Source organism: Prevotella sp. PTAC (genome assembly GCF_013166535.1).
GTDB lineage: Bacteria > Bacteroidota > Bacteroidia > Bacteroidales > Bacteroidaceae > Prevotella.
In genome coordinates, this window is the sequence record NZ_JABKKK010000004.1 from 202,529 (window position 1) to 225,894 (window position 23,366).

The window sequence follows — 23,366 nt, forward strand, 5'->3', positions numbered from 1 at the left end:
ATACTGTTTACTCCAATTTATCCTTTTACATCTCAATTAATTGTGAAGGGATTTTTTTATATTGGTGTATGTTAATATAAATTTTAGCGTTATGATTTACGGATACATTAGAGTAAGCAGTGATAAACAAACTGTAGAAAACCAACGTTTTGAGATAAGCAACTTCTGTAAAATTAATGAGTTAACAATTGACGATTGGATAGAAGAAACTATCAGTGGAACGAAAAATTACACAAAACGACAGCTTGGACGTTTACTACGTAAAGTATGCAAAGATGATATTATCATCTGTAGTGAACTTTCACGTCTTGGACGTAATCTTTTTATGATTATGGAAATCTTGAATATCTGTATGACAAAGGAATGTAAGGTATGGACAATTAAAGATAACTATCGACTTGGGGAAGATATACAAAGTAAAGTCCTTGCCTTTGCTTTCGGATTGTCAGCTGAGATTGAACGTAATCTTATCAGTCAACGTACAAAAGAGGCATTAGCGAGAAAAAAAGCAGAAGGGGCAATGCTCGGACATTGTCGTGGCTTTCGTTGTAGACTTAATCCCAAATGTGCCAACAAACATGATTATATAGTAAAAGAATTGGCTAAAGGAACAGAAAAAACTGTTATATCTAAAAGGTTGAAAGTTTCAAAAACAACATTATATCGTTATCTCGTTTATACGGGGCTTCATTTGCCTATAAACTGTCAACAAGAAGGGTGGGAAGAGTATGGTATCTATCATTGATTTCTATGTACTACAGAAGCGACCCTCAAAAGAGGGCTTCGATATTGTCATCGGCAATCCACCATACGGTGCTAAATACGACAACCAAACAAAGAGGTATTATAAGAATACGTATGTGACGGCAAATAGCATCCAAGGATTACAGAAGGGTTCTCTTGATACATATACACTATTCATAGAATTGGGATACAATCTGCTTAGGAAGAATGGAAGTTTTGCTTATATAGTACCAATATCCTTGACATCAAGTGATTCCCTCACAGGCGTACACCGTATTTTGATGGGAAACTGTGATACCATACACATATCATCGTATGCAGTACGCCCCAAGCCTGTTTTTGAGAACGCTTTCGTAAACACTTCAATATTACTTTTCAAAAAGACAGAAACACCTTGTCGGCATCTTTACTCAACAAAGATGCACAGAAGAGGAAATGAGTTTGATTTACAAAAGCTTATTGATAACTTACAATTTGTTGATGTGAAAGGGCAAACACTTTATGGTCGTATTCCAAAGATAGGTTCTGAAATAGAGAAAACCATCTTAAACAAACTCTTCAACTATACAAGGTTGGGGTCTCTTATCAAGACTTCAGGGAGTCCAATCATATACAGGTTTGCAGGAGGGCGATACTTCAAAGTCGTAACAAATTATAGTATCGGTTCATCAGCTGAGCGAACTATCTATTTTGCTAATTCCAAAATCGCAGATGCTGTTGGATGCATACTCAGTAGCAATTTGTCATTTTGGTTCTATCAGATTTTTTCTGATAATTTGAATTGGAAGACATACGAAATAGAGAATTTCACAATTCCGCAGCTTTCAACTAAGGATATTGAGTATCTTGACGGGTTATATTCTCGTTATCTTTCTGATATAGAGGCTAAAGCTAATATCAGAACAACATCTGGAGAGTCCACCTATAATGTTGATTCATTCAAGGAATACAAGATTGTACGCTCCAAAGCAATCATTGATGAGATAGATGATTATATCTGTCCGCTATACGGATTGACGCAGGAGGAAACCGGCTTCATAAAGAATTACGAATTGGAATTTAGGTTGGCAGGAGAATAATAATGGAAGGCATTTAGCCTTCCACTATTTTTATCTCGTCCTCGGATAGTCCGTAAAGGTTATATACAAGACGGTCAATTTCGCTTTCTGTAGAAGAAACATCGACTTGTTTGTTTTTTGCCTTAGCATTAAGGATGCTTTCTACCTTTAATGCGATTTCTTTCTGCTGCTCTTTTGTTCCTATTGCAATCGGGAGTACTTCTATTGTTGCTGCTTTAAGTGTGTATGCTCCACCTGCTGTCATCACACCAATAAAACGAAAGTAATAATGTAACAATTTACTATTCAACAATCCAAGAATAAACCTTATGGAAATGGTTTCAGAAGTCAGAATATAAGCATTGCTCGGCAAATAATGTTGTTCTGTATCTAGTGCATATGCCCATTTATCAGCAGTTAACCCCCATATAATCTTTTCGGATTTTTCAAATTCAAGATAGTATGCTGTATTATCCAGAATTTCAAACCATTTATAGGTGCCAGGTTTACGTCCTTCCGAACTATCATCTGGCGTTTTTGGTTTAAGATTATTATAAAAGGCAAACAAATGAGTTTTTATAGATGGGAAGTCCTCTATATCAGTTCCTCTCCGAGTAAAGATTAGATTATCTTCACTTTCATTGTAATACCACTTCCTGATATTACGCCCCTGCAGCATATTCTTAATAACTCGCTTGTTCTTAATGTCCTCTGCTATTAGTTTATCACGTTGCTCATTCGATATGATAAATGCAGGATTATAGCCAGTTGTTACTCCCCTATATATCTTCACGCCCTTAACTTCCTTCAAAATCAAATGACTTTTTTCAATTTTCTCCTTCAACATCAACTGACTCATATCAGAAAAAGACCATTCTTTTTCATTGAGATAGTCTTGTGGATAGACACCAAACATATTTTGCCGTTCAACAAATTGCCGCTTAAACTCTTGAAACTTAAGTTTGTAAAATTGCTCGTAAGTAAAGATGCTTTTGGGTATCTTGTTTCTCTTAGAAATATTAAAAATGACACTTGACACCAAAACATTTTCAAAAACCTCTACTTGCTCGAAGTTGAGTATGATGTTGATGTGTTGTGAAGAAAGTTGTCTTCTAACTTTCTCACCATAGCCTGTGTTGAAGAATTTATTGGTGGTGATATATGATATTATTCCCTTCTCGGCAAGGAGATTCACCCCCAACTCATTAAAATATATGCTCAAATCTGCCGTACCTGAATATATTGCAAATTTTTCTTTAAGAATACTTGCGATGTACTTTAGTTTTTTCGCTTCGACATATGGTGGATTGCCGATGACAATATCGAAGCCCTCTTTTGAGGGTCAACAATATGTCATTGATACAATGCTGTTACAAGTCCATTAAGTTGTTCTTCCAATTCGGAGTAATCAAGATTCTCTTCTCGACGATGTAGAATCTCTTTTGCAATTACGCCGATAGCGTTTTGTACTTCTCTTTGCGGAACAGGGATTGGAAGATTGCGAATGTGTTCTGGATATATGTGATAGTCACCGCCTCGTTGGTCTGCTAACAGCTGGTTAGCCATCGAGGAATTGAGAATGCCTAGCAAATAATACAGGTTAACCTCTCCAGACAGGATTTCCATTTTTGCACGGTTATGTTTGCAGAATTTCTTGATGCTTGAAGATATGCTCTTATTGCTAACATCTTTCAAGTCCTTCCAAAGAACTGCGCAGTAGATAGAGTGATTATGTAGAAAGTGTTCCTCTATGTCAATTGTTACGTTGATAGTTCCCAAACAATTCATAATAAGTTTTGGACAGTCATACAACTCACGAAAAGTCGGACGACTTAATTTGTTTGGGCAACGTTCTGTGTTCCATTCGAGATAACGCACACGTCGAACTTGGTATTTATCTATGTCTTTTGCTTCCAAATACTTTCTGCTATGTACATCATCAAAATGTAAACTAATCAAATCTTCTTTCTTGAAAGCACCTTTTTCAATGTTCTCATGGGCGTTAACCACCATACCTTTACTAATATAGCAGAAGTCGCCCAATATATTCATATTAACAAAGCGGTTTCCAGTTCTTTCCTCCTCTGTCAAGTTCCAAACATAATTTTTCTCGTCCTGCTTTAATGCCTTTGGAGATTTGCTTAACACTTCACGGATGGTCTTGTCCTCTAAGATTTTTGTGATACGAAGTTTACCCTCTGGTTGACTGTTCTGAATAAATGGAATGCAGTTACTCACTGTGGCATTCTCAAAAATCTTTGTACCGTTTAGGTCGGCTATCTCCAACAAATGATATTCTTCTGCAATCATCTTACGAAGTTTCTTACCGTACTTTTGATTTGTCAAGGGATATGGAACAATCATAGAGAATACTCCATTGGGGCATAGGAGTTGCATACCAAGTTCCATGAAAGGAACATACAAATCCCACTTCTCATTAAGCGATTTGTACTTCTTGCTTGCCACTATACGCTGCCGCTGTTCGTTCAATTCTGGTAATGCTATCTGTGTCGGCGCACTAATGTATGGTGGGTTACCAATGGTGATGTCGAAGCCGCCCCCATTTGAAGGTCGTGAGAAAACATCATGAAACCATGTATGCCAAAGGAAGAACTGACTGTTAGCAGACAAGTCCATATCTTCAAAATCGATATGAATACCTTGTTCAATGAGCTCCTGCTTTACAATATCTGCGATGTCCTTTCTCAACTGCGCCTTTTTGTCATGTTCAGGGCAAACATAGTATTCTGCGAGTTTGTCGCGTAGGTTCTTGCGATACACATCTAACATAGTGTCAAAGAGCGTAATGCTATGTTCACTACCAACCTTCTTTTCTGTCATCGTTGAAAGGTCAGCGCCCTTATATTGCTCCAGAAGGGAATTTCCCTGCATAATCTTGAAATCAAGGTTAGGCAGAGCCTCTGGTGACTTCTCGTCAACAATCAGTGAGAGCCAGAAACGCAGACGGGCTATATCCACAGCTCCACGTTCAATGTCAACTCCATAAATGTTGTTTTGAATGATGTGACGTTTGATGTTTGCGGCATTCTCTATGATGTTTGGCTCAATGGCAGAACGGCAGAAGAATAGTTCACGCAGTAATCCCATTGGAAAAGCACCAGATCCAATCGCAGGGTCACATATCTTCACATTGCATAGTTTCTGATCAATGTATTCCTTCAGTTCGCCCAGCAGGGATGCATCGTGAGTTGTCACAAACTGACGTATACATTCCTTATCCTCTTCCCTCATGTCTGTTTGCAGATATGCTATCAAACTTTCACGGCACATGTACTGCACAATCTCCTTCGGCGTATAGAATGCGCCCTTATCCTTGTTATCCTCCAGCAGGTTTTCAAAGATGCGTCCGAGCATTTCGGGGTCAACACCCACTTCTGCATCATTAGGGTCATTTTCATCGATGGTGAAGTTGTACTGCGAGAGCATTGTCAGCAAGCTATTAAAATAGCTGGCAGGAAAATGACTGGGCTTCTTGTCAAGGATGTCACGTTCAAACAGACCGCCGTTCAAATATGGAATACGACAGTTACGGAAACCTTCTACTTTTGTGTCGTAAAGGTCGCCCTGATCTGAACGGTTACGGTCTAAGCCTTCTGCAAACAAGTCTTCTAATATGTCATCAAGGAAGTTTTCCTTCTGACTTTCATTCGCATTCTTGAAAATATTCAGCATGAAATCACGATCGCCTTCGCCCCATTCCTTGCCTGCAGGAACGCCAAGCCAGCCTTTTTTCTGGAGGAAGTGCAGGAACACGATGCGTCCAAGAAGTTTCTTTACATAATCACGAATGGGTTTTTCCTCACGGTCACGAATTTTGTCGGCTGTCATACCCGTATGGTCAAAGTCTGTATCAATGAAGTGCTGACGCATTCCGTTGGCAGGGGCAACCATGTAATTGACAAAATCTTCATATTGAGCCTTGTACTTCCCGAAGAACTCTTTAGAAAGAGCTTCAACGTTGAATGCATTTTCGATGTCTTTAATTTCAAGAGAATTCCTTTTGTCATATAGAGCCATGAAGTTGTCAGTTGCCGTGCGGCATGACTGACCTGGCCCCAGCAGGAACGTATAACGTTTGCTGTCGGTAGTTTCTTCTTTGTTACCGCTCTTTCGACAATAAGTGAAACGCCAATCCCAACGAGTATCATCCTCGTAATGGAACAGCATGAAGGCACAAGAGAACTGATCCATGACAGCACGGATGAGCCGTTGAATGTTCACACGGTTACGCTCCATCATAACCCGGTCGTTGACTGTCACGTCGAAAATTTGCAAAGGTTCAACGCCAACATACATCATTCCAACTTGCTTGATGCTGCGTATTCCCGTTGCTTCTGCCAGTTGTCTTCGTTCGGGCAGACTCTCCAAAAGCTCTGTTTCAAAACCATCCTCAAAGTCTTCTTCACCGAAAATGGGAAAAATAACATTGTTGAGGAACGAACTCCAGCCTTGATATCGGCTGTTTAAATATTCTTTTAATGACTCTTTATTCATGGGGTTGTTTGTTTACTTGATGGTTCCTAATACAATAGATGCTTCGCCTTGTTTACTTTCCACATGGGCTACGAGTTTGCCGATTTCTCGCTCCAGAATCTCGTCAATATCTTGTTGCTCTATGGCAAAAAGACGTGAATCCCGCTCTTCTAATTCTTGACCAATAGCCAATACTTTTTTGATAATATCAAAACTTCCTCGGTCAATAAATTTACGAGCATTTTTCAGCAAAATCTTGGATTGTGGTGATAAACCAAGTATGTTGTTAATTTTCACTAGTATTTCTTTTGCAACCGTAGCCTTGTCACCAGCCCTTGACTTGTTGATGCGGACAAAGTATTGGTTATAAGTCTTTATGGCTTCTGCCGAAAGCTGTTGCCAGTTATCTGGTAATGAAACACGTTTGGCCTTTTCTTCCACACGCATATCTTCAAGCAATTCAAGCAAAGAAATTATTTTGGAGTTATACAAACCCTCGGCTTCTGTACGTATTCTAATTGCAAGCCTTGCAGAGTGTGGTGCTTTTACTATGAAATATGCCGTTCCACTTGCAGCCTGTGCTATCTGCCAGTCTTCATTAGCTTGTTCTATTTGCAGATAACGTTCAGGGTGAGTATCCTTGTATTGTTTTAGTTCATATACATACTTCTGCAAAGGTGATTCCTCACCGTCAACGGCTTTGGCAATATCGTAATGTACCACACTTTCCTCTTCCGAGAAAATCTTACTGTCTTCACCGAATAGGACGTGGAAGGATTGCAACTTGGTATGTGCCTTGCGAACCAACTGAATCTGCGCATCGCCTTCTGCACTTGGCATGAAGTTATAGACATAGACAAAAGGCTCTTTACTGCCGATACGATTTACACGACCTATGCGCTGCATCAGGCGAGTGGAGTTCCAAGGAGTATCATAGTTCAGAATAACATTGGCACGGTGGAGGTTCACACCTTCTGCCAAGACCTCTGTTGTAATGATAACATTGTAGTCATCCTTCCAGACACCTTCGTAATTGGCATCAAAATTTTCCTCAATCGTATGTTCCATCTCATCACGATTGGCAGCAGTAATGACAAGTGCCTTATAGCCCTTTGCCTTTACCGCTCTCGCAAGCGATTGTACCGTGTCTATAGCTTCCGAGAAGATAACTAATTTTCCAGAGGTATTCTTTTGTGGATTAAACAATTCTGGTTTGATATTCTCTTTGAAAGCATCAAATTTCGGGTCTTGCGGGTTTTTCGCCCATCGATCATAGAGATTAGAAATGAGTCGGAAGTCTTCTTTCAGTTGAATATAGTATTCTTCCTTGAAATTTTTGCGCTTATATTCTGCATTCTGTCCCTTCTCGTTACGTCCTTGTTCCGTTAACTTCGTTATCTTGGATCTAATGTCTTCTACACAATCATTAAACGAAACACGTTTACCACGTTTCAATGTCTTGGCTTCATAGTCAAGTTCTTTGTTCACATCAATTTGCGGACAAACGAAAATTGTGTCGTTTTCCCACATTTTAATCATATTCTCGGTATAACGACGCAAATTCAGCAATGACTGGGTGAAAGCCGTAAATGAACTTTCAAGACGCTTTACAAGAAGAATCTGCATAATGGTTGCGAGCTGTTTTGCTACATCACTAACACTACGGTTTCCTCTACCTTTATATTTATTTTCGTTGGCAAAATCAGTAAAATATTCAATAGCACGATAACGGAAATATCTTAGCCACTCATCAGTCTTTAACTTATCTTCCGCAGTAGGAGCAATAATTGTCATGGTATCAGAGAAGAGTTGTGCCAACTCGTTGTCCATGATGTATTCAAGGTTGTTAGGCCCAATTATTTTCGGAAAGACCAAACCTTGTGATTTTATATCGTTTTCGTAATACTTCTCAACGTCAGTCCTTGTTCGGCGTTCCAAAATATCACTTAGCACGCAGTCACGCAGTCTCTTTGATACGGCATCCAAGCGTTGGCGGCGCTCATCTGTTGGTATGTCGTTGCTTCTATCTATCAGCAATTCATATTCTCGGTTGACATCAGCAAAGAACCTTTCGATATTACCACTTTCAGCCTTCTTCAATGTACTGTCATTGTGGTTTCTCTCAAAAAGGTAAATCTGATTCTTCAAGTCGTTTGGTCGGTTGTTCTGCGGTGTGGCAGAAAGAAGACCCACATATGGATATATCCCTGTATTAGAACAAATCTTCTGTATCAGTTCATCAAGAGACTGGTACATCAATGTGGTACTGTTGCGGAACTTATGGCTTTCGTCAATCACAATAAAGCCATAATTCTTTTCTTGGAGTGTTCCACCAAAATCGCCAGAATCGCGGCTGTCGTCATCGTCATCTTCGAAGCTCTCATCTTCGGCAACATTTACGATGCGTCCAGTTGTAATGAAGTCAATGTATGGCGTAATTTTCTCGTCAGAATCTTTGTCGAACATGGCTATAGTTTTCTTCCAACCCGATTGAATGGCGGGAGGAGTAATGACCAATACTTTACGTTCTCGTCCATCGTCTTCTGGTACGGACAAGAAACGCTTGATGATGAGCGTACCGATAATCGTCTTGCCAAGTCCCACCACGTCTGCCAACATAAAGCCACCATGTTCGTGCATAATGCTGATACACCTCTTTACAGCTTCTATTTGATATTCCAGTTTGTGGATGTTCGCTGGCAGATAAGTTTCTATCTGTTGTCCGAGTGATTTGTCTACAATGTCACCAAACTTAATTTGTAGCAATTTGATATATAGTTCGTATGGAGTGAATAATTGTTGTTCACTTTCGCGTTCTTTTTCAACGTCATCTGTTATAGGTGCAGATTTAAGGATTTGTTCTAAGAATTGTTTGTTCCAAGGTTCAGATATTTCCCATTTTTCATTAAACCATATCAAATGAGATTTATTACCTGGTATTTTATCAAGCGATAACACTTGATTTGGAGCAGTTTCAATATAGTTTAATTCTGCGTTACCTTGTAATCCTTTTTGTGTAAAATTTGTACTTCCCACGATGCCAATACCAATGCCGTTTGACTTTCCATCAAAGATGTAACACTTAGAATGTAAAAATTGAGTTTCGTCATTTTCATTTTTTCGAAACACACGAATCTGAATCTTTGAATCATTGTTTTCCGTACAATAATCAAGAAGCAGACGTATAGCATCTTTATATTCCTCAGTAACACTAAGTTCGTGGATATCAGTCTTTATGAAGTCCAGTGGATAATTTGCATCTTTATATTTAGGTGACTTTAATTGATTTGCGTATATATAAGGGTCTTTACCTATAAGTAAACGAAGTGTTGTTCCGTCTTTTTCAATGAAAGACCTCAAATTTTCTTGTAGTATAGCTAAACCGGGAATATCCCAATAACCAGTGGCAATACTGACTGTTTTAATGCCATCAATGGCTAAGCATTTTCTCAATGTTGCTGTCATTGAAAGTGCTTCTATGGAATTATCTATAAGTGTATTATTCATTTTAATTCTATTCTATGGTTTGAAAACATACGCTAATTACATTCTTTCTCCCTTCTCTCTTTTACTCTTTCCCATCCCGGCATCTTTTTAGCCAATACACTTTCTCCTGCAGGAAAGTAAAGCGGAAAGACTTGAGATAAGAAACTTACAATATCACTACGTTTCTTGCCCATGTTGAAAAAGGTGGAACAAACAAAATACATAAGATCTTGCTGACTACATGTATCTTTGAGTTGAATGGTTATTGAGGGAGTGATTATCAAACCGTGTTCTGCAAATGCGCAAGCACTGGCAAGAATCGCTTTCTGTTCTTCCTCAGTGAACATCTTGATTTTATCTGCTAACCATTCAAGTTCTCTTTGCTGAAGTACTTGTTGCTTTTCATTCTGATGTTCCAATAGGATTGCTATATTTTCTTGTTGCTTTTCGGTCAAGGCATTTTCCAATGCTTGATTCTTTCGTTTAAGGACGTTGAATTTTAGCAATGCAGCAATGTACATACAAAAATAACCTACTGCAACATCAAATATCAGAACAAGCAGATAATTGCTGTTTGAATTTTTGGTATTCTCAGCCATATACTCACTGATAGGAATCACGGCAAATAGCATGATGATAGCTATTGCATAAAGCACTCTGTATCGCGTTTTGTGGCTTATTTGCGGCAAGGAAGCAAACAAAAAGGCGATAATCAAAACGGCAATTATTGCACTGAATGGTATGAAAGATGTTCCCATAGGTTTATTGTTCGGTTTATGGTTTAACAATTATGCGCCAATAACCTGCCTTGTCAGAACCTTCATGGATGAGAATACCTCTATCTCGAAGATTCTTTATCTGTTTCTTGACACCATCCAAAGAAATCCCCAATTCATTTGCCATTTTCTCACGAGTTATCATCGGGTTAGATATAACCATATCTATAATACGTTGAGCTGTTCTACCAACAGGTTTATTGGCACTTCGTTTTACAGGGTACTTTTCGAGGGTACTATTTCCGTTTACAGGGTACTTTTTCTCCGAACTTTCTTCGTTTACAGGGTACTTTTCGAGGGTGCTATTTACCCTGTTGGCTACTTCTTCAACAGGTATTCTTCCGTTTTCATTCCAATTCAGATTATAGAAAGTGGTGTAGAAAGAGGTCGCTTCCGTTTGATATTGTGGTTCTTTTCCTTGCAGGAAATTAGGCAGTTTCTCCGTAAGTTCCCGCATTTTGCGTAAGCCGGAGCCACGTTTCTCCATATAGTCCAACTGTGTGAACATGTCTGCAATGACGGGGTTACGGCGCATGGACGGCACTTTGTATATATCTCGGTCTTGAATCTGCGTACCGTCAAACATTGCGCCCGGTGATACTAGTTCTACTCGGTCATCGTAAATGTCGATATGTACTTCACCGCCCATTACGGTGTAATCCCGATGGATAAGGTGGTTTACCAATCCTTCGAAGATGGCACGGTCGGAATAGTCGGGTAGGTTAAGGCGATAGTTTGGCATCTTCACCCAGCCGCTCATGGTATAGTTCTTGATGAAGTCCATGCCGTATTTTAGTAATAACACGAGGTTAGCCCGATGTTCTACGGAACTGATGGCATCATCTTTATAGAGTCCAGTCCAACGAGTACAGAAAATACGTGATTGAAATACGGTACAATTATCCACAAACAGCAATCCGGCATTGGTCAGTTTACCGTCTGGCGTGACCAGTCCGAATGATTCCAAATATTTGTCATTCCATTCCTGATGGGTTTGCTCACGGAAGGTATTGGCAAGGATGATGAAAGAATGTTTGCTGGCATCTACTTGGGTAGGCAATGAATCCCATGTCATGTGTGTGCCTTTCAACACTAATGAAAGAAGTTGTTGCGAATTGCACTCCACGCTTTCATTGCCAACTCGTACATATGCGGTACGTGTTCCATCTTGATAGTAATAATAAGGTGTAAGTGTTCCAGCTTTTACTTTCACTTCAAGTAAAGTATGTACTTCGTGCTCTATCGGAATAAGTTGAACTTCCGGTACAGGGTCAAGTCGTGCCTTTATCATTTCACTGATAAAATCAGCATCGGCTTGTGGATTCTCCAAACCAACAACTTCTCCGTCATCGTTCACTCCATAGAACAAACTGCCGCCATCCGTATTGGCAAAAGCCGATACCGATTTAAGCCATGACTTCACTTTCTTACGTTCCAACATTTCTTTGAAATCGTAAGCCGAGCATTCCGCTATCAATGTATTGTTATGTATCTGCATAGTTTCTTTATTGCTGTTATGGTACAACACCCCAATATCACATACAAAGGTAAGGATAAAACCGAAGAATCTATTAAAATCCTCCTTTTCTTATGATTTTTATGCGTTTACATCACGTTGCTTATGGGGAAAAAGTGTATTTTTGCGAGTGAGAGCTTGTGTTGCTTATGGATGCTTATTTTCGGATTTGCGATATAATTGCAACACGTGTACGCAAGTTGCTCATACTGAGATAATGTTGATTTTGAGGAAGTCAAATGATTCCGATAAGGAAACAGATAAAAAACAATAAGCAAAAGCGTGCAGCTCTGGTGAGTTGCACGCTTTTGCGTTTATGGGGAGTCTGGTTGCTATGTGTTTTCTATGGGCTTTTTTATCTCTTATTTGCGACAAAACAAAAAGAGCCCCAAAAGTTAGGAATCAAACTTTCGGGGCATTTTATGATGTCTACAATTCATTCTTTTCTGCGATGGCTTGCATTATCAATGATTCAAGTTCCTCGCATAATTCCGGATTGTCTTGGAGAAGAGCCTTGGTGGCGTCTCTGCCTTGTCCTAGCTTGGAGCTATTGTATGAGAACCAGCTTCCACTTTTTTGTATGATTCCGTATTCCACTCCGAGGTCGAGAATCTCGCCGATTTTCGATATGCCTTCTCCGAAGGTTATCTCAAACTCTGCTTTGCGGAATGGCGGAGCCACTTTGTTTTTCACGACCTTTACTCTTACCTGGTTCCCTATGATGTTGTCACCGTCTTTAATGCTCGTGACGCGTCGGATGTCAAGGCGTACGCTTGAATAGAATTTAAGAGCGTTACCGCCGGTTGTTGTTTCCGGATTACCGAACATCACTCCGATTTTTTCACGCAATTGGTTGATGAATATGCAAGTGGTGTTTGTTTTGCTGATGGTGCTTGTCAGTTTACGCAGGGCCTGGCTCATTAGTCTGGCTTGCAGGCCGACAACGTTATCGCCCATATCTCCCTCAATTTCTTTTTTGGGAGTCAATGCGGCAACCGAGTCGACGACCAGAATGTCTATTGCTGAAGATCGGATCAGTTGATCCGCTATTTCGAGTGCCTGTTCGCCGTTGTCAGGTTGTGATATCCACAAATTTTCCACATCCACTCCGAGCTTGGCGGCGTAAAAGCGGTCGAAAGCATGTTCGGCGTCTATGAATGCCGCGATGCCTCCCGCTTTCTGTGCCTCGGCTATGGCGTGTATCGCCAGTGTCGTCTTTCCGGACGATTCCGGGCCATATATCTCTATTATCCTTCCTCTCGGATAGCCGCCCACACCGAGGGCCACATTAAGGCCGATACTTCCCGAGGGTATGACTTCCACGTTCTCGATTTGCTCATCGCCCATGCGCATTATGCTTCCTTTGCCGAAGTCTTTTTCTATTTTTGACATGGCAGCCTGCAATGCTTTCAGTTTTTCTTCGTTGCCGGTCATTGCCGCTCCTGTATCTTCTTTTTTTGCCATTGAAATATTAATTGTTAGTTATAGAATCGTGAATAATCAGAGTTCGAGGTCGCCTCCGAACTCCTCATGCCATGGAAGGCCTTGTTTGTTGAGTTGTTCCATGAACGGATCCGGATCAAATTCCTCCACGTTCCATACGCCCGGCTTGCGCCACAGGCCTTTGAAGAACATCATTGCGCCAATCATTGCCGGAACACCCGTAGTGTAGCTTACACCCTGCATGCCTGTTTCTTTGTATGCTTCTTGATGTTTGCAGTTGTTGTATACGTAATATGTCAACTCTTTTCCGTCTTTTATTCCGCGTATGCGGCAGCCGATGCTTGTCTCTCCGTCATAGTTCTCTCCCAGGTCTTGCGGGTTTGGCAATACGGTTTTGAGGAATTGCAAGGGTACGATTTTCACCTTTGCGGTCTTTCCCGAGCCGTCAGCGAGTGGAGCTTCATATTCCATTTCGTCGATGCGGCTCATGCCGATATTCTGTATTACGTCAAGATATGTGAGATATTGCTGGCCGAATGTCATCCAGAACCGGGCCTGTTTTATTGTCGGATAGTTCTTTACCAGGCTTTCAAGCTCCTCATGGTGCATCAGATAGCTCTCTCTCGGGCCAATGTTCGGGTATGTGAGTGCCTTGTGGATTTCAAGCGGTTCGGTCTCAATCCATTCTCCGTCCTTGTAGTAGAGACCTTTCTGTGTGATCTCGCGGATGTTTATTTCCGGGTTGAAGTTTGTGGCAAATGCCTTGTGGTGGTTGCCTGCGTTGCAGTCTACGATGTCAAGATTGTGTATCTCGTCAAAGTGATGTTTTGCCGCATAGGCCGTATATATTCCGCTGACACCGGGATCAAATCCACAGCCGAGTATCGCCGTTAGTCCTGCCTGCTCGAATTTCTCTTTGTATGCCCATTGCCATGAGTACTCGAAATGAGCCTCGTCTTTCGGCTCGTAATTAGCCGTGTCGAGATAATGGCATCCGCATGCCAGACAGGCATCCATTATCGTGAGATCCTGATAGGGGAGGGCGAGATTGATTACCAGTTCCGGTCTATAGTCGTTGAATAGCGTTTTGAGCTGTTCCACATCATCGGCGTCCACTTGTGCCGTCTTTATGTCTATTGTCAGTCCGGCCTTACGGATGGCCTCTGCGATAGCGTCACACTTTTCCTTGCGTCTGCTTGCTATCATGAAATCTGTGAATACATCAGCATTCTGAGCTATTTTGAATGCCGCTACGGTAGCAACGCCACCCGCACCAATCATTAGTACTTTTCCCATTTACTTATTGTTGTTTATTTATGATTCTTTTTTGTTGTTACTTGCCTTCTCAAGCGTATCCAGTGCCTTGCTTTCGTGGCAGTATCGCCGTTACGGATTATTCGGCGTGGAGTTCGCTTGATTTTATTCCGAGTGCCTGCATGAGTGAATATCCGAGTATCTCCTGCCTGAAGTTTCCGCCCTGCATGGGCTGCATGGCAAACACCGTGGCTCGCTTGTTCTCGTCGTCAAGATATAGGCGCAGTGTCTCGCGCACCTTGCCGTATATTTTCTCCGCGTCCGGTATCACCATTATCCTTTTCACATTCTTGTTGTTGCATATCACTTCGAGCGCCTCGATGAACATGTCTTCCGCCGTTGTGACGTCGTTTTCTACCGGCAACGAGCTGATGAGAAATTCCCCCAGGTTGTCTGAGAACGCTTTGCCGTCAAGTTCGTCGGCATATACTCCCGGTACGAAGTTCTCCATTGCACCGCGCGACTTGTCATGAATGATGATCACTTGTGTCTTGTTGTCTCCCTCGCGCAGTCCGCCGTCGAGCGCCACGCAGTCTATCCATCGTGCCGTGTCGGCTTTCGGTATACGCCGGCCTATCATCCGTTCGAAATTCACTGTGAGGTCAAACGCAACCTTGTCAACATAATCACCGTCTGCCAGTATCACGTTTTCGCTCAAATCTTCGTTGTGAAATTTATTGTTCATAGTTGCAAAAATACAATATTTCCACCGACTGACAAAATAAATATGCTTGTTTGTTAAATCCGTCCCTTATATATTAATGTGAAAAGGCGTTGCCACGTTGTCATTTTTTAAGGTGTTTTATGGCTATTGATTTAAATCAAAATAATATCATTTATTTGGGATGATAAGTCAAATAAAGTCACTGCATGCTGATATTAAAGTATACCTTTGCACGCAACTTTAATACAGCACAGTAATTTATGAGAAGTATATTGGAAGGACGCCCGGCTTTGAAGGCTGAGGTCGAGAAGATTGCGGAAGTGGCCGGCTATCTTTGGCTGAATGGTTGGGCCGAGCGCAACGGTGGTAATATTACGGTAAATGTGACGGAGCATGTGGATGACGAGATTCGCAATATGTCTGCAATCAGCGATGTGAAGCAGATTGGTGTCACCTTGCCGCAGCTTAAAGGATGTTATTTCTACTGCAAAGGCACCGGTAAGCGCATGCGAGATTTGGCACGTTGGCCTATGGATAACGGTTCTGTAATACGCATTCTCGACGATTGTGCGAGCTATGTCATCATAGCCGATAATGCCGTTATGCCCACAAGCGAGTTGCCTTCTCATCTCACGGTGCATGCTCATCTTATCGAGAGCGGTTCGGCTTATAAGGCAACGGTGCATACCCATCCGATAGAACTTGTCGCAATGAGTCATAATCCTAAGTTCTTGGGCAAGGATGTGCTTACCAGAATCCTTTGGAGCATGATACCGGAGACTAAGGCTTTCTGTCCGTTAGGTCTCGGAATTGTTCCTTATACACTTCCTGGCTCAAACGAGCTTGCCGACGCTACGCTGAAAGAGCTTGAAGACTATGATGTCGTTATGTGGGAGAAGCATGGCGTATTCGCCAAAGGTCTCGACGTTATGGATGCTTTCGACCAGATAGATGTGCTCTCCAAGAGTGCCAAGATATACATAAACTCGCGTTGTATGGGCTTTGAGCCGGAAGGCATGAGCGATGAGCAGATGTCTGAGATGACAAAGGCTTTCAACCTGCCTAAATAATGGCTGGCGGCCGATAGGGAATGTCATTGAGGTTTAATGGATTTATTTCATGCCTCATCAAATATTGGAAAAAACAACTACTGACTACATATTATAATCATTATTACTTACTATTTTTAGTAAAATAAAAGTCCCCGATGCTGTGAAGTATCGGGGATTTTGTATTCCCTGTGAACAACATGGCGTTTCCAATATATTGTTATGATAGGCGTGAATTGATGAAAAAAGGCTTGCTCTAACTTGAAAGCAAGCCTTTTTTGTATTGTGTCCTTTCCGTTTTCTCAGATTAATTGCGGCAGGAAAGAAGATATTATCAGCACTATGATGCCGGTGACGAGCACGGCGATGGTCTTCTGCGAGCATCCTTTCCACTCTTTGAGAATTATTCCCCATACGTTTGAGAACACCACGTTGAGAGCCATCAGTATGCAGAACGACAGTGTGAGCAGGGTGGGAGACTCGGTGAGGAAGCCCTTTCCGAGCGACAGCCCGAAGAACTGGCTGTACCACAGCGCACCGGCCAGGGCGCAGAATATTACGTTGTTGGCCCATACCTTGCCGTTCCTGTAGTCGCCCCAAGTGCCGTTCTTGCTGTTCTGGTAGAAGCAGTATACGGCGTTGGTGATAAATCCGCCGAGCGTGACGAGGAAAGTCGCGGGCAGAGTCTTGTACATGTCGGGTGTGAGGGCGCCGAAGTTGATGCCTTTTCCAAATTCAAGACCTACGTTGAAACATCCGCTCATGAAGCCTGCGAGCAACGCTATGGCCAGTCCTTTTGGGAAGTTGAAGTCCTTTACGGCCGCTTTCTTCTCTTCCTCCGATAGCGAGGCTGCTTTCATCGAGCCGGCCACACCGATGATGGCGATACCGAGCAGTGTCACCACCACGCCGAGAATAACGGCAAAGGTAAGTGATTCGAGTGCGTTCAACTCAGGGAAGAATATGTTAAGGAGCACCGGTCCCATGATGGTTCCCAGCCCGGCGCATGTGCCGAGGGCGATAGACTGGCCGAGAGCCACGCCCAGATAGCGCATCGAGAGGCCGAAAGTGAGGCCGCCCACGCCCCATAGCACGCCGAAGAGAACGGTCATCCATATATTGAACGTGCTGCCGGTGCTGAACAGTTCGAAGAAACTGTGTCCATCGGGTACGGCAAGCAGGGCGCCGAGCAGCGGCAGAATGAGCCATGCGAACACTCCTTGTACGATCCAGTAGCTCTCCCAGCTCCAATCTTTTATCTTGTTTATTGGCACATAGCAGCTCGACTGGCAGAATGCGCCTATCGCTATGATAAGCAAACCTATAATTATTTCCATGATGTCTGTTTTATTTTACGGGTTAATAGGCTATGGGATTTATTACGGTCAAAGCCCGCCCGGAAGTTAAAGACAAATGCGCCGTCATTCATTTAGACATAATGTGACACATGATAAATATTTGCCTTTGACTTCCTGACGGGCTTTGACGCGGTTATCGCATAGCCTCCTTTATTCCGGGAGTTTCAATATTATGCGCGTTTTGAAGTGACGTCAGCCTCATATTTCTCTACAGCGCCGATGAACTCCTCGCCTACCGGAACGTTGTTGCGCACGCAGAACTCGTCGTATACGGCGTTCCACGGCAGGTTCTTGCACTCTTCGAGCAGTGCGAGGCGCTGGAACTTCTTGTCGTCAAGTTCATACTTACGCAGTGTGGCGATAGGTTCGAGCAGTGCGCGGAGCATGCACTTCTGTGCCGCGCGGCTGCCGATCACGTAAGCGCCGATGCGGTTGAGTGTGCCGTCGAAGTAGTCGAGACCGTAATGTACACGGTCGAGCGCGCCGGCACGGACGATTTCGCTGAACAGATCCTGTGTCGGGTCGTCCATGATGGTGACATGGTCTGAGTCCCAGCGAACCGGGCGAGACACGTGCAGCATCAACTCAGGAACGAACAGCAACATGGCGGAAACCTTGTCGGCAACGCTCTCTGTCGGGTGGAAGTGACCGGTGTCGAGGGTTATCATCATGTTGTTCTTTGCAGCGTATGATGTATAGAAGTCGTTGGAGCCTACCGTGTAGCTTTCCAGGCCGATACCGAATACTTTCGACTCCACGCAGTCTTTCATGTTGTCGTACTTCTGTGCGAATATCTGGTCGAGCGAGTCTTTCAGCAGTTCGCGGTACATCAGGCGGTTGACGGTCAGGTCCTTGCTTCCGTCGTGTACCCACGTGTTCATGATACAGGGGTCGCCCTGGGCCTTACCGATGGCCTCGGAGATGGCGCGGCAACGTTTTGAGTGCTCGATCCAGAAGTCGCGTATGCCTTTGTCGGGGCTGGCGAGGCTGAGGTCGCCGCTCTTCGGGTGCGAGAACGATGTGGAGTTGAAGTCGAGCAGTGTGTTGTTCGCCTTGCCCCAGTCTATCCAGCTCTGGAAGTGTGTCACGTCGCACTGGTCGCGGTCAACGTATTTTCCTCCGAAGTCGCCGTAAATCTCGTGCAGGTTCAGGCGGTGTGTACCGGGGATGAGTGACTTCGCGTAGAGGATGTCGGCACGCAGCTCATCGATGTTGCGGGCTTTTCCGGGGTAGTTGCCGTTCACCTGTATACCGCCGGTGAGCGAGCCGCCCTGGTTTTCAAATCCTGCGACATCATCGGCCTGCCAGCAGTGCATGCTCAGGTGGAAGTTCTGCATCTGTTCCAATACTTTCTCGGTATCTACTCCGATGGCCGCGTAGCGTTCTTTGGCTACTTCATAAGCCTTTTTAACCAATTCTTCTTTCATTTTGTTTTAGGTTTTATTTGTCGTTAAAACTATTTGTTTTTATCAGTTTTTTGTGATTTCGAGAAACTTCTCGTAAGCCTTGTCCCATATCTGCCTGTCTTTCGGCTCGAAACGCTTCAGCTCTATGCTGTTGGCTATTATGTGGCGCATGTCCCAGATGTCGCTTACGTCTCCCGAGGCTTTCGCCTGGAGCATGATGTTGCCTATGGCCGTGCCTTCCTGCGGGCCGGCGAGCACCTCCACTCCGAGCGAGTCGGCGGTAAACTGGTTCAGGTAGTTGTTCAGGCTGCCGCCGCCGATTATGTGGAGCACCTCTATCGGGAATGAGGCCATCTCTTGCAGGTAGCCGAACACCTGGCGGTAGCGCAGGGCGAGCGAGTCGAAGATGCAACGGCATATCTCGGCATATCCCTCAGGCACGTGCTGGCCTGTCTTGCGGCAGTATTCCTGTATGGCATCTACCATCGACGCCGGGTTGGCGAACATGGCGTCATCGGGATTGATGATGCTTTGGAAAGCCGGTTGCTTCATGGCTTCGGCCTGCAACTCGGTGTGCGATTTCGGGGCGTCTGTCCATTCCTTGCGGCAACGTTCGTAGAGCCACATTCCGCAGATGTTCTTCAAGAACCGTGTGGTGCCTTCTATGCCGCCCTCGTTGGTGAAGTTGCGCTCGTAGCTCAGCCCGTTTATGATGGCGTCTTTGGTCTCTATGCCCATGAGGCTCCATGTTCCGCTGCTCAGGTAAGCGAACTTCTCGTCTTTTGCCGGCACGGCTGCCACCGCGCTTCCTGTGTCGTGGCCTGCCACGGCTATTACCGGCAATGCTCCGAGGCCTGTCATCTTCTGCACTTCTTCCGTGAGAGAGCCTATTTCGACGGCCGGATTTATCATCTCGCCGAAGTGCTCCTGTGTCAGTCCCACGCTTTCGAGCAGTTTCGGGTCGAGCGTTTTTGTCTTGGGGTCGAGCATCTGGCTTGTCGATGCTATGGTATACTCGCATACCGTCTTGCCGGTCAGCATGTAGCTCAACGCGTCGGGCACGAAGAGTATTTTCTCCGCTCCGGCCAGTGCCGAGTCGCCGTTCTTGCGCATCGCGTGCAACTGGAATAGCGAGTTGAAGTTCATGAACTGTATGCCCGTGATGTCGTATACCGTCTTTTTGTCCACTTTAGCGTCGAAGTAGTCTTCCATCATGCCGAAAGTGTGCGGGTCGCGGTATGCCAGCGGGTTGCGCAGCAACGCTCCGTCTTTGCCCACGCACACGAAGTCTACGCCCCATGTGTCGATACCTATTGAGCATATAGGTATCTGTCGCTGGGCGGCGAGTTTAAGACCCTTTATTATTTCGTTATATAATGCGTATATGTCCCAGTAGAAGTGTCCTCCCGTTTCTATCAGGTTGTTGTCGAACCGTGTGAGTTCTTCGAGAACAATGCGTTCGTCGCCAAGTGTTCCGATTATGGTTCTTCCGCTGGTCGCGCCCAGATCGACGGCGAAAAAATATTTTTTATTATTCTCCATAAATGTTTGTTAGCAGTAGTTTTTAGTTATACTTAATTTTCAAAGACAGTGCAGGCCCGATGCCGCGAAACCGGTTCGGGGTTGTTCAGGCATTGCCTATCTTTTGCAAAGATAAAAAGAATTATTGAAATTCTGAAATTTATGAGGATGTATTTCCGTGGTTTTGGTGTTAAGTACGTCTGTTTTAAAACAATAGTCACCGTGATGCGGTGTGTTTTGATTGTGATTATAATTATAATGTAAACTAAAAGTCACGGATTTAGCGCTTTGCTTTTTGTCGAAATAGAAAAACGAGTGCGCTACTCATTGCGATATACAATGCGATAGCGCCTTGATCGCAATACGGAAATCCGCCTGATTTCCCGCAACGGGCGGCTGAATGGAAGCCGTTCGGCTGCCGATTGCTTTCCGTTTGGCCGCTAAACGGAAAGCAACGGGATGCTAAACGCGACGCAATCAGTATACTAAACGCGAATTGGGACTTTCCAAAAGTGGAATGCCCGGAGTGTGAATAATGAATATTTTCTGTATAGTGCTGATATACAGTGTGTTATGGAAAGCTTTTGAAATACGGCGATATTTGCGGCCTCCGCATTTTAAGTTTCAAATAATCGAAATATGGAACGTGTTTTGTAAAAATAGTTCCGAATTCCGTAAACAGTGTTTTGTTGGATACGGATGCATTATACTGTACTTGGCAATCACCGTCTTGTGGTCATGGGATGTCTCTGCTTCCGGTGCTTCTGCATTCGCCGGCAAGGCGGCTCTTTGCATATTGCCGTCGGGTAATGATGCCGCTATGTCGTGCTTGCTTGCCGTATATGGATATACGGGACGGTCTTTAAAAAGCTTCGCGGTATTTTTTTTCGTCCTTGTCGTCGAGCATGCTGAGATAAGATTGGTATCGGCTTTCAGATATGTAGTGCTCTTCCACGGCGCGGAGCACGGCACACCCTGGCTCATGGCGGTGGGTGCAGTCGCTGAAACGGCAGTCGTGCGAGAAGTGGAATATCTCCTTGAAATAGCTTGTCAGTTCTTCCGGCTCGATGTCGAATGTTCCGAACCCCTTTATTCCCGGCGTGTCAACGATATATCCGCCGCCCGGCAGTTCGAGCATCTCGCTGAAAGTGGTGGTGTGCATGCCGGTGTTGTGTGCGTCGCTGATTTCAGATGTGCGCAGGTTCACGCCGGGCAGTATACTGTTTATCAATGTCGACTTGCCTACGCCGCTGTTGCCGCTCAGCACGGTAATCTTGTCCTTGAGCAGATCGCGCAGGCCGTCGATACCGCTGCCTGTGGCCGCCGATACGGCCCGGCACTCGTATCCTATGTTGTCGTAGAGCGTCATCATCAGCTCCTGATACCGCAGCTCGTCGTCGGTCAGTATGTCGCTTTTGTTGAACACCAGCGCCACCGGTATGCGGTATGCCTCGGCCGAGGCGAGAAAGCGGTCAATGAAAGTGGTGGAGGTCTGCGGCTTGTTCACCGTGACCACGAGAAATGCCATGTCCACGTTGGCTGCGATGATGTGGCTTTGCTTCGACAGGTTTGGCGACTTGCGTATGATGTAGTTCCGGCGGTCGTCTATCGTCGTGATAAAGGCCGTGCCTTCCGGATTCGTCACTATGTCAACCCTGTCGCCCACGGCCACCGGGTTGGTGCTGCGGATGCCTTTCAGCCTGAAGTTTCCTTTTATCTTGCTGTCTATCAGCCGTCCGTCGTCTGTCTTTACGGTGTACCAACTGCCTGTGTTCTTGACTACTAAACCTTTCATTGGCGTTAATGATGAATAATAAATTATGGATTATCGGCCGTTGCCGGTTGGCATCGTCACCGATAATCCATAGTATGCAATCGCGGAATTACACTGTCATTATTTCTTTGTTCTTCTCGGCGAGCAGATCGTCGACTTTCTTTATGTACTTGTCGTGAACCTTTTGCAGCTCGGCCTCGGCGTCTTTTTCGAGGTCTTCGGACAGGCCGTCCTTGATGGCCTTCTTCAACTTGTCTTTCACGTCGGCACGTATGTTGCGCACTTGTACTTTCGTGCCTTCGCCGATTTTGCTGCATTGCTTCATCAGTTCCTTGCGGCGTTCCTCGGTGGGCTGTGGTATTCCCAGACGGATCATCTCTCCGTTGTTCTCGGGTGTGATGCCCACGTCGCTGTCCATGATAGCTTTCTCGATGTTCTTTATCATCTTTCTGTCCCACGGTTTGATGGCTATCGAGCGTGCGTCGGGAGTTGACACTGTGGCAACCTGGTTGAGGGGCACCATGGAGCCGTATGACTCCACTCTCACTCCGTCGAGTATCGCCACGTTGGCACGGCCGGCACGTATGCGCGACAGTTGCTCGTCGAGATACATCACGGCCATCTCCATTTTCTCTTCGGCCGAAGTCAATGTTTCTTTTACGTCTATCATAAATATTGTTTTAATTATATTCTAAGTTACAAATGTAGTTAATAAAATTCATATTCACAAGATTTTTGTATTTTTTATGCGATGTATCCGTGT

General features: G+C 44.2%; 16 protein-coding genes and 1 pseudogene. 3 read left to right on the forward strand and 14 right to left on the reverse strand.

The features are described from left to right. Positions 1–91: 91 nt before the first annotated feature. Entirely contained in the window at positions 92–745 is a 654-nt protein-coding gene (locus HPS53_RS04385) for a master DNA invertase Mpi family serine-type recombinase (protein ID WP_172204630.1), read from the forward strand. Next, entirely contained in the window at positions 729–1,823 is a 1,095-nt protein-coding gene (locus HPS53_RS04390; protein ID WP_172204632.1) for an Eco57I restriction-modification methylase domain-containing protein, read from the forward strand. Before HPS53_RS04385 ends, HPS53_RS04390 begins: the two co-directional genes overlap by 17 nt. A 13-nt stretch (positions 1,824–1,836) precedes the next feature. Here HPS53_RS04390 and HPS53_RS12580 read toward each other — a convergent pair whose 3' ends face one another. The 9 genes and pseudogenes from HPS53_RS12580 to HPS53_RS04430 all read right to left on the reverse strand — a co-directional run bounded on the left by HPS53_RS12580 (position 1,837) and on the right by HPS53_RS04430 (position 15,516). Further along, positions 1,837–2,718, reverse strand: a complete 882-nt coding sequence (locus HPS53_RS12580; RefSeq protein WP_371741768.1) for a TaqI-like C-terminal specificity domain-containing protein — start codon at positions 2,716–2,718, stop codon at positions 1,837–1,839. A gap of 147 nt (positions 2,719–2,865) precedes the next feature. Further along, positions 2,866–3,126: pseudogene (locus tag HPS53_RS12585) on the reverse strand (Eco57I restriction-modification methylase domain-containing protein); the annotation flags it as partial. Between the two features lie 29 nt (positions 3,127–3,155). Continuing rightward, positions 3,156–6,317 carry an Eco57I restriction-modification methylase domain-containing protein gene (locus tag HPS53_RS04400; RefSeq protein WP_009039267.1) on the reverse strand — a complete coding sequence of 1,054 codons (3,162 nt, stop codon included), beginning with the start codon at positions 6,315–6,317 and terminating at the stop codon, positions 3,156–3,158. 12 nt (positions 6,318–6,329) lie between these two features. Continuing rightward, the gene (locus tag HPS53_RS04405; RefSeq protein ID WP_172204634.1) at positions 6,330–9,803 is read right to left on the reverse strand and encodes a helicase-related protein; all 3,474 of its coding nucleotides are present in this window, start codon (positions 9,801–9,803) and stop codon (positions 6,330–6,332) included. Between the two features lie 32 nt (positions 9,804–9,835). Further along, on the reverse strand, positions 9,836–10,540 hold the full coding sequence (locus HPS53_RS04410) for a hypothetical protein (protein ID WP_009039269.1): 705 nt from the start codon (positions 10,538–10,540) through the stop codon (positions 9,836–9,838). A gap of 16 nt (positions 10,541–10,556) precedes the next feature. Further along, positions 10,557–12,056: an ATP-binding protein gene (locus HPS53_RS04415; protein ID WP_172204636.1), complete on the reverse strand. Its 1,500-nt coding sequence runs from the start codon at positions 12,054–12,056 to the stop codon at positions 10,557–10,559. 447 nt (positions 12,057–12,503) lie between these two features. Beyond that, positions 12,504–13,538: a recombinase RecA gene (gene recA, locus HPS53_RS04420; RefSeq protein WP_172204638.1), complete on the reverse strand. Its 1,035-nt coding sequence runs from the start codon at positions 13,536–13,538 to the stop codon at positions 12,504–12,506. Positions 13,539–13,574: 36 nt separating this feature from the next. Further along, positions 13,575–14,813 (reverse strand): saccharopine dehydrogenase family protein, encoded by a 1,239-nt coding sequence (locus HPS53_RS04425; RefSeq protein WP_172204640.1) that lies wholly within the window; start codon positions 14,811–14,813, stop codon positions 13,575–13,577. 97 nt (positions 14,814–14,910) lie between these two features. After that, entirely contained in the window at positions 14,911–15,516 is a 606-nt protein-coding gene (locus HPS53_RS04430) for a DUF6621 family protein (RefSeq protein WP_172204642.1), read from the reverse strand. 239 nt (positions 15,517–15,755) lie between these two features. On the opposite strand from HPS53_RS04430, the gene rhaD reads away from it, so the two are divergent. Then, positions 15,756–16,565, forward strand: a complete 810-nt coding sequence (gene rhaD / locus HPS53_RS04435) for a rhamnulose-1-phosphate aldolase (RefSeq protein WP_172204644.1) — start codon at positions 15,756–15,758, stop codon at positions 16,563–16,565. A 281-nt stretch (positions 16,566–16,846) separates the two neighbouring features. On the opposite strand, the gene rhaT is transcribed toward rhaD, so the two are convergent. The 5 genes from rhaT to frr form a co-directional block, all read right to left on the reverse strand. Next, positions 16,847–17,881: an L-rhamnose/proton symporter RhaT gene (gene rhaT, locus HPS53_RS04440; protein ID WP_172204646.1), complete on the reverse strand. Its 1,035-nt coding sequence runs from the start codon at positions 17,879–17,881 to the stop codon at positions 16,847–16,849. 191 nt (positions 17,882–18,072) lie between these two features. Further along, the gene (locus HPS53_RS04445) at positions 18,073–19,329 is read right to left on the reverse strand and encodes an L-rhamnose isomerase (protein ID WP_104370409.1); all 1,257 of its coding nucleotides are present in this window, start codon (positions 19,327–19,329) and stop codon (positions 18,073–18,075) included. Positions 19,330–19,371: 42 nt separating this feature from the next. Next, a complete protein-coding gene (locus tag HPS53_RS04450) occupies positions 19,372–20,850 on the reverse strand; it encodes a rhamnulokinase family protein (RefSeq protein ID WP_172204648.1) in 1,479 nt (492 codons plus the stop codon). An 841-nt stretch (positions 20,851–21,691) separates the two neighbouring features. Then, positions 21,692–22,624, reverse strand: a complete 933-nt coding sequence (gene rsgA, locus HPS53_RS04455) for a ribosome small subunit-dependent GTPase A (protein ID WP_172204650.1) — start codon at positions 22,622–22,624, stop codon at positions 21,692–21,694. An 88-nt stretch (positions 22,625–22,712) separates the two neighbouring features. Beyond that, positions 22,713–23,273, reverse strand: a complete 561-nt coding sequence (gene frr, locus HPS53_RS04460; RefSeq protein ID WP_172204652.1) for a ribosome recycling factor — start codon at positions 23,271–23,273, stop codon at positions 22,713–22,715. Positions 23,274–23,366 lie beyond the last annotated feature (93 nt).